Annotated in this window: 6 protein-coding genes; 2 read left to right on the top strand and 4 right to left on the bottom strand. The window is 35.2% G+C overall.

All coding sequences use genetic code 11. The features are described from left to right. Positions 1 to 432 precede the first annotated feature (432 nt). The 4 genes from AWW73_RS08240 to AWW73_RS08225 form a co-directional block, all read right to left on the bottom strand. On the bottom strand, positions 433 to 1,452 hold the full coding sequence (locus AWW73_RS08240; RefSeq protein ID WP_062849370.1) for a fimbrial protein: 1,020 nt from the start codon (positions 1,450 to 1,452) through the stop codon (positions 433 to 435). Beyond that, a complete protein-coding gene (locus tag AWW73_RS08235; protein WP_062849369.1) occupies positions 1,449 to 3,989 on the bottom strand; it encodes a fimbria/pilus outer membrane usher protein in 2,541 nt (846 codons plus the stop codon). The genes AWW73_RS08240 and AWW73_RS08235 overlap by 4 nt, the downstream gene beginning before the upstream one ends. Before the next feature lie 56 nt (positions 3,990 to 4,045). Then, entirely contained in the window at positions 4,046 to 4,789 is a 744-nt protein-coding gene (locus AWW73_RS08230; protein WP_016145050.1) for a fimbrial biogenesis chaperone, read from the bottom strand. A 73-nt stretch (positions 4,790 to 4,862) separates the two neighbouring features. Next, the gene (locus tag AWW73_RS08225) at positions 4,863 to 5,399 is read right to left on the bottom strand and encodes a fimbrial protein (RefSeq protein WP_016145051.1); all 537 of its coding nucleotides are present in this window, start codon (positions 5,397 to 5,399) and stop codon (positions 4,863 to 4,865) included. Positions 5,400 to 6,426: 1,027 nt separating this feature from the next. Here AWW73_RS08225 and AWW73_RS08220 point away from each other — a divergent pair. Both AWW73_RS08220 and AWW73_RS08215 read left to right on the top strand, forming a co-directional pair. Next, complete coding sequence (locus tag AWW73_RS08220) at positions 6,427 to 7,149, top strand: UTRA domain-containing protein (protein WP_016144902.1); 723 nt, start codon at positions 6,427 to 6,429, stop codon at positions 7,147 to 7,149. Between the two features lie 91 nt (positions 7,150 to 7,240). Further along, positions 7,241 to 8,278, top strand: coding sequence for a putative 2-aminoethylphosphonate ABC transporter substrate-binding protein (locus AWW73_RS08215; RefSeq protein WP_062849368.1), 1,038 nt, complete (start codon positions 7,241 to 7,243; stop codon positions 8,276 to 8,278). The last annotated feature ends 1 nt before the right edge of the window (position 8,279 follow it).

Genomic DNA, 8,279 nt, shown 5'->3' with positions numbered 1-8,279 from the left:
ATTTTATAAAATTCATTTTTATTGAAATTATGAAATTAAAATAAAATATTTTTAAGTAATGTGAATCAGGGTCTTTCAAATTTTCTTAAAATTAAGTTTTTATTAATTAATAGAATGATAATTCTTTAGAAACTCTATAGAATAGAGGGGGTAAAAATAAATTTACCATTTAATTAATATAAAACAATACGTTAGTGTGGTTAATTGATTTTTTGTTAAAAAAAAGACTTGATTTTTAAGCTGAATTTTGGAATTATAGTTAGGCAAATTGTGATCTATTTCCCACAATTTGTATTTCAGGTTAAGTGGTTATCACTAATGCTCATTTGCTATTTTTGCTTATGAGCATTTTTTTATGTGATTTTTAAATATAACTACAGAGTTTTAAAAAGATAAAATTTTAAGTTTTTTAATAAATCGTACAAAGATAAATTAATCATATTGAATAGTTACGGTTGCTGTTGCCCTAACCTCGCCTGCGGTTACATTAGTCGCTGTTTGATAGTAACGAGCAGTTAAGGGAATATCATATTCTACAGTCTGATTTGAACTGACAGTGCCAATGTTTTGTTTGGTCATTTTTTGAATGGGACTGTTAGCGCCATTCATATTCCAGAGCAGTTCTACACCCACACCATTCGCTTTGATTGAGTCTGCTGCACTATTATTGATGACCTGATTATTTGAGGGGTCAGAGTTATAATCAAAACTTAAGCTGATCGTGTTGCTTGTCGCTATACCAGAGTTATTTTCACCGCCATTACATAAAATGGATAGGTTAAAGCTCTGTTCTCCTTGTGTTGAACCAATCGCTTTAAAACCTGACTTTGTAACAGTCGGGAGTTGAATTGGTATATCTACACCATTTTGAATTTCACATGATGAGGAGGCGATCAGGACAGGAGCACTACTTAACATGGTTGTAGTTAGAAATGGGCGATTTTGTTGCCCCGATACATAATAAGTGCTGTAACGGCCTGCTACCAATGCACCTGACCCTGTTACCATCGCAGTTTTAATCACTTCCATAACAAAATATCCCGGTGAAAGGGTATATGCTGTATTAGGTGTTAACGTGCGTCTATAAGGATAATATCCAGAAAAGTCTGATGCATCTGCTGCTTCACGATAAAGGCGAATACCAATGCCGGGAATATTGGTTGCATACACATTATTACCTATTGGGCTAACTGGATAATTTAAGGGGAGAGCTGCAATAATTTGATCACTAGCACGATTGCATGTTGCAGTAGAATTATTGGGAGAGATCGTAAAAGTATTCTTTTGTAATATAGTTCCTATTGGATCTGTCGGCTTTACGACGATTTTACCAATGTTCATCGGAATATCGACGGTGGTAAATCCCTTACTTAAATTACAATTTGCATTTGTATGGCTATAGGCAAATAGACTCACTGCCAAAAATCCAATTTTTTTTAAAATCTTATTCATTTACAGACTGCCTTTGTCATAATAATTGGTTGATTGTTATGCTTTATTTGATCCGCTATATCGTATTCAAGTTCGCATTTTTCAGTATTCTTCTCTCCCCATTTCACATATAAACGGTCATGGCTTAAGGGAGTTCGTAAATAAATACGGCTGCCTTGCGCAACAATACCTATTACTTTGTTATTCTGGTTATATACCTGTGCGGCAAAAGGTAAATGTGAGCCATCTAAACTGGTTGTACTAATAAAAAGTGCATAACCTTTTTTTGTTGTGAATTGAACTTTAGTGACTGAGCCTGCATAAGGGGCGATACGTAAGCTACTTTCAGCAAGCTCAACTTGTGTAGACATATTTTGTGGGTCAAGGCTAATGTCATTCATACGGTAAGGCGTAACATAGGGAATAACGGCATATCCGTTTTTATTAATGCTGAGCCCTGGTGTATTGCTGACTTGTGCTCCTGTCGCATCTGGTGCGTAGACCACTACCATTGTTTGGGCTTGGTCTGGTCCAAATAGTAGTCCTTGGGAATGTGCAATGATATTGCCACTTAAGTTAAGCATTTCTTGTTGATAGGAATTGGCATAACTTATTGAAGTGCCTATGGTTGTGTAGTTTGTTCTATAGTTACCATTAATATTGAGATTCGTTTGACCCTGATCTTGACTAGAAATTGATGCGCCGTAGTTCAAACGACTTCCTGTAAACCCGCTTAAACTTAAAATTTGGCTATCTTCACTTAGAACACTATTCAAATTTAAAGAGGTTTTCTTAAAATCTAATGGAAAGGATAGGGACGCTAGGTATTGAGTATCTTGGTCTGCTCGCCCGCCAGCTTGAATAGTTTCACTATTAATTGCAGATAAACTATAAGTTAAATCTTTAAATTGGTTGCTATAACCTAATTGGAATTGCTTATTAGTAGTAGACTGGTTCCAATAGTTCGTCCACGAACCTACTAAATAGAAATTTCCCCATTGGTTTGGAAGAGCTTGATTTAAATTAATCTGAAATTCACTTTTTTGTTTACCTATCGAAAAACTATCAATATTTTGCTCTTGTAAGTCTTGAATTAAAATTGCGTCGCGCAGTTTGAGATAGTTTTGTGTTGAATAACGATAAGTTGCTAATGTTAAGTTGGTATGCGTTGGAGAAAACAATTTATTGTAACTTAGACGATAACTTTGCCCTGTCATTTTAGATTGATCAGAAAAATTGGCATTTGATTGAGTTGCGTCAAAAGAAATAGCACCAATCGGTGTTGAGAAAGCTGTACCTAACAATACAGAGAAATACTGCTGCGTTCCTTGAATTGCACTATAAGTTGTAAGGTAATTATTGATTCCACGTTGATATTTACCCTGTATTAGCCATGGATTTAACTTAATGTTTGAGTCTCGAAATTGTCCTAAGGTGAGTGAATATCGACTCATTTGAGGACGTAGCATTTCAATGACAGAAGCATATGGAATAGAAAATTTTTGAATTACTCCATTGGATTCAAATACCGAAACTTGTAACTCACCTCCAAATCCTGTGGGATAGAGATCATTAATTTCAAAGTTTCCGGGTGGGACTGTGGTCTGGTAAATTAAATTACCTTGTTGTCTAACTTCGACTTTTGCATTGGTTTTGGCATAACCTCGAACTCTTGGAGCATAACCGAGCATACTATTTGGAAGCATTCGGTCATCACTTGAAATATTCATTCCACGATAGGGCAAAGAGTCAATAAAATCGCTATTGGTAAAATAATCTCCTAAGGTCAAAACCCCATGGATATTGGGAAAAGCCTTTTGTACATATGTATTTGTCGGGGTATAAGAAGAATTATTAGATTGAGAGTTAGACTGACTTTGCCATTTCCATTGTCCATTATGGCGAAACTGCCAACTTGCTAAATTTGCTCCAAGATTGGTTCCCATAAAAGCATATGTATTTTCACGCTGTTCATTCACTATTCGATATGCTGTTGCGTTATAGTTTAAAAAAGCTGCATTAATACCGCGATCCCACAAATGTGGATCAATATAACCTTGTACATTTTTTTCTAAGACGGCTTGTGGTATCGAAATATCAATTCTTAAATGGGAACTATCAAATACGTAAAAGGCATTGTCTATCCATGAAGCAAGAGCTTTACATGAAAGAGATGAAGTGGAGTCATGTTGACTTAGAACATCAGCTTTTACCCCATATTCAAGCAACATGGCCTCTGTAAAACATGTTTCAGCATTTGTGTTAGAAATTGAGGCAGTAAATCGCATACGCCGTTTACCGAACCATTGTCCATTAATATAAACATCTAAGCTATATTCACCAGGCAAGATCGGGTTCCCGTATTTGAAGCGAGCTATATCAATTTTTTGTGCATTACCTACTAAGAAGTTGTTATCAAATTCAGCCTTTGTAAAATGTGGAACGTCAGTATTATTTTCAGCGTATATAGCCATAGGCATGAATAGCGTAATACTTGATACGACGTAACAAGTAAAAGGGCTTTTTAAACATATATAAGGTATAAACCATTTAGACATAGTTTTAGAGCCTATTCATGATAGGTATTTAAGTTTTCCTAAGTAATACAAGGAGGTTAGAACTTTATTGGGTGCTCTACTCGTCCGCCGTAATCATTGATATATACGAAGCTCATATCTGCTAAGTTTTTATTTTTTAGTTTTATTTTATCCTCTGAAAAAGGGGAAATCATTAGACCTTGCTGTAATAAGTCTGTTTTATGGCCTTCACCTCCTTGAAAAATAGAAGTGATAGTAAGAAAAAAAGGTGTCGGATTTTTTATCACTAGATATTGATTATTTACTTTCCACTGAGCTTTCTCACTTATTTGGTCAATATTGTCTTTTAGATCTATAGGACGATAAAAGAATTTAATTCGCGAACGAACAGCGAGCTGTAAAAAATTATTAGAAATTGGGGTACTTTGGTCTTGTTGAGTTTTACCTTCGGGTTTAGGAGGTATATCTAAAACATTAAGCCAGAAAATTGATTCTTGTTGCTGACTTAATTGGGACGAATTAGGTAGAGCTGTAATTCTTAAAGTTTGTCCCTTAGCTGCTTCTACGCGTGAAATCGGTGGTGTAATAATGAAAGGCACATTTGCTTCATCGGGTGTCAATTTTGCATTTCCATCATCGATCCATGCTTGAACAAGAGATGGGGCAGTACCGTTATTACTCAGTTGTAATGTGATCTCACGTGCATTTGAAGGATAAATGACACGAGTACCATGTAAAACAATTTCAGCATGACCTGTAGTAGTGAGTGCTACCTGTAGGCAAGCTAATCCCCAGAAAAATTTACGACCACGAAAAAGCATCAGTCATATTCTCAATAATAAATAATAGGAAGTAGATTGCTTCTATTCATGAATAGAAGCTTCTAATTTAGTTTTATTGATAAATAATCGTGTATTTTACTTGTGATGTTACCGTACCAGCAGTAGAAGCACCTGTAGCATAATATTCAGCATAGTAGTTAAGATCAGCACTACCGCCAGCTGAAACATTTACCCATTGTGAATTCGTTTGAGTTTCATTTGCGCCTGTAGCAAGTACAGGAATTACGGCGTTATTACTGCCAAGTAACTGAATATTGACATTTGTTGCTGCACCAGAAGTTGCTTGGTTTAATAAACGACCCGTATTAAAGTCAACGGTTGCGCCTGGTTCAAAATAAGTTGCAACTTTACCTGCAGCGGCACAGTTCGTTAAATTAATTTGAAAAGGTGTGCGACCAGCTACATCACCAGCATTTTTTAAGGTTTGAGATGAAACAGTAGGCAAATTGATTGTTAAATTTTTATCTCCAGTATCAATAGTACAAGTATTATCCGTAACAAGACCATTAACAGTAATCGTGCCATCTGCTGCTTGTGCATTTGCTATATTTAAAAGAGAAACCGCCGCCACAAAAACAAATTTTTTCATAAAATCCCCAGAATAGCTTTTAAAATAAAATCCATTACTTTTCAGTAAGTTTATTCTGATTAAGTAAGGCGAAGGAAATATATCACTTTTCAATCAGAAAACAAGAAAAACATTATATTTATATATATTTTGATCAATTATTTTTATTAAGGAAAATTAAAAAATTATTTTTTATCATTTGGTAAAATAGAAAAATATATAGGAATAAATATCCATAATTTTATTCAACAGAAGGGGTGATTTTTAAAATTATTATATTTTTCATTGTTTTATTGGGTGTTTTTTTGGGTGTTTGGAAATTGTGGGTTATGTTGAGTCAATTTTTAAGCATCTGATATCACATTTAATAGTTTTTTAATAAGTTAATTTAAATTTTATAAATAAAATATTAATTAGATTGAATGAATAATTGGATGGTATTTAACCTTGAGGAGGCAGGTGTAGGTTTTGATTAATAAATAGACTAGTATGTCTTATATTCTTTTTTTAATTGAATTTATTATTTGAGGTTTTAATTAGATTAAAATTCTGTGTTTGTTTTGAAGATAAATAATTTTCTTAATATTTTAGTTTTTGTTAAACGAATAATTCTGTATTAAGACTTTATAAAGATAAGATGATGGGTATTTTTTTAATTGCTCAGGAAGGTTTGGTTTTTTCTTAACCATGTTATTCTGGTTTTACAAGGTAGTAATATAGCAAGACGTATATTGAGTATTAGTATCAACCCTTAACTCCTGTTTAATAGTACGTACAGAAATATAAATTTTTATCTTAAAAAATTGTCTAACTAAATATGATTTAAGGGCTATGTCATGCCGATTTTTCTTGACGAGCAATTGAGCCAAGGAAAGTTTTCCAAAGCGATTATGAGCATACAAACACGATTTTTTATGAAAAAATGAATTGGAAAAAAAAGCGGGGAATAGGACGCATTTTGCTTAAAAGATCAGCATTAATAAAAGCTTTTGTCACATTTTTTCAGTATATTGCTATTAATTTCTTTATTTATAAATTCTAAGTTTGTATGGAACAGGACCAAGCACGCATACCTAAATATATTCCTATTCGCGATGCGATTGCCCATGATATTGAATCTGGCGTATTAGAAGCCCACGCAAAACTCCCATCGGAAAGAGTACTTTCTGAACAATTCCAAACTACGCGAGTGGCTGCACGTGAAGCTTTGTTGGCTTTGGAAACTGATGGTTTGATTTATCGATTAGACCGCCGTGGTTGGTATGTTCGTTCTCCTCGTATTATTTATCACCCGCAATCGACAAAAAACTTTAATCAGTTTGTGATTGAACAAGGCTATGAACCTTCTACAGAAGTGATTTCCAGTGAACTAACAATTGCAACTTCGTGGGATGCCAAGCATTTAAAAGTTGAAAAAGGGCATCCGATTTATTCAGTGTGGCGACGTCGTTGTATTAATGGACGACCTGTGCTGGTTGAACATTTACGTGTGAATGCCGAACTTTTTCCTGAGTTTTTAGCTCATGATCTCAAGCAATCCATTACTTTACTGATGGCAAATCAATATAACTGCCATATCACTAGAGCTGACATTAACCTCTATCCAACAGCTCTATCGGAACAACAGGCCAAAGCGCTTCATGTCAATGTTGGCGCGCTTGGGTTATATATTTGCCGTAGTAACAGAAATGAAAAGGGCGTAATTACCGATGTTGACCAAGAATATTGGCTACACGATGTCTTAGATTTACATTTCGAAGCACGAGCATAAAAATAAAATCTGGTTTAAACCAGATTAATCAAACTGTCATATAAACCTGTTGAAATACGATCATCAAATAATTGCATTCGATGGTTTGCAGATGAAACAGTATGTTCAACAGTCAATTAAACTTGGCACTGCATCAGTTTTAGGTGTAGTGGTCGCTATTCAAATGGGATGTTCATCGGCAACATCAAAAAACTCAGAAGAAATTACCGTCTATACGGCAGTAGAAGCCGACCAGCTTAAACAATACCAAGAAGAATTACATAAAGCCTATCCAGAACTCAAAGTAAAATGGGTACGTGATTCAACAGGTGTGATTACCGCGAAACTTTTGGCAGAGCAAAAAAATCCACAAGCGGATGTGGTTTTTGGTGTGGCTTTAACCAGTTTGCTGGTTATGGAAAAGAAAGACATGCTTGAGCCTTTTAAACCAGAAGGCGTTGAAAATCTAAAATCGGAATTTGTAAGCCAAAAACCTGTACCGACTTGGACGGGTATGGACGCATGGGAATCTGCAATCTGTGTAAATAAAGTCGAATTAGAAAAGCGTAAGTTACCAATTCCAAAAACCTGGAAAGATTTAACCAATCCAATTTATAAAAACCTGATTGTGATGCCAAATCCGGCTTCGAGTGGCACAGGGTATTTAGATGTGACTGCTTGGATGCAGATCTGGGGTGAAAAGCAGGCGTGGGATTATATGCAGGCTTTAGATAAAAACATTTCGCAATATCCTCACTCTGGTTCAAAACCTTGCAAAATGGCCGCACAAGGCGAAATTCCAATTGGTATTTCTTTCGGTTATCCCGCATTTAAATTAAAAGCAGAAGGTGCACCTTTAGAAGTGGTTTATCCAACTGAAGGGTTAGGTTGGGAAATGGAAGCCTCAGCAATTGTAAAAGGAACCAAGAAATTAAGTAGCGCACAAAAATTTATAAATTGGTCGGTAAGCAAAGCGGCAAATGAAGCCTATGCACATAACTTTTCAATGGTGGCCTACAAAGGCATTGAGAATACCACCATGAGTTTCCCGAAAAACCTTCCTCAAATGCTTGTAAAAAATGATTTTTATTGGGCGGCCGAGCAACGTGAACGTATTTTGGCTGAATGGTCAAAGCGTTTTGAAAAGTGAT

This window comes from Acinetobacter lactucae (genome assembly GCF_001605885.1).
GTDB lineage: Bacteria > Pseudomonadota > Gammaproteobacteria > Pseudomonadales > Moraxellaceae > Acinetobacter > Acinetobacter lactucae.
This window is presented reverse-complemented; position numbering and strand designations above follow the sequence as displayed.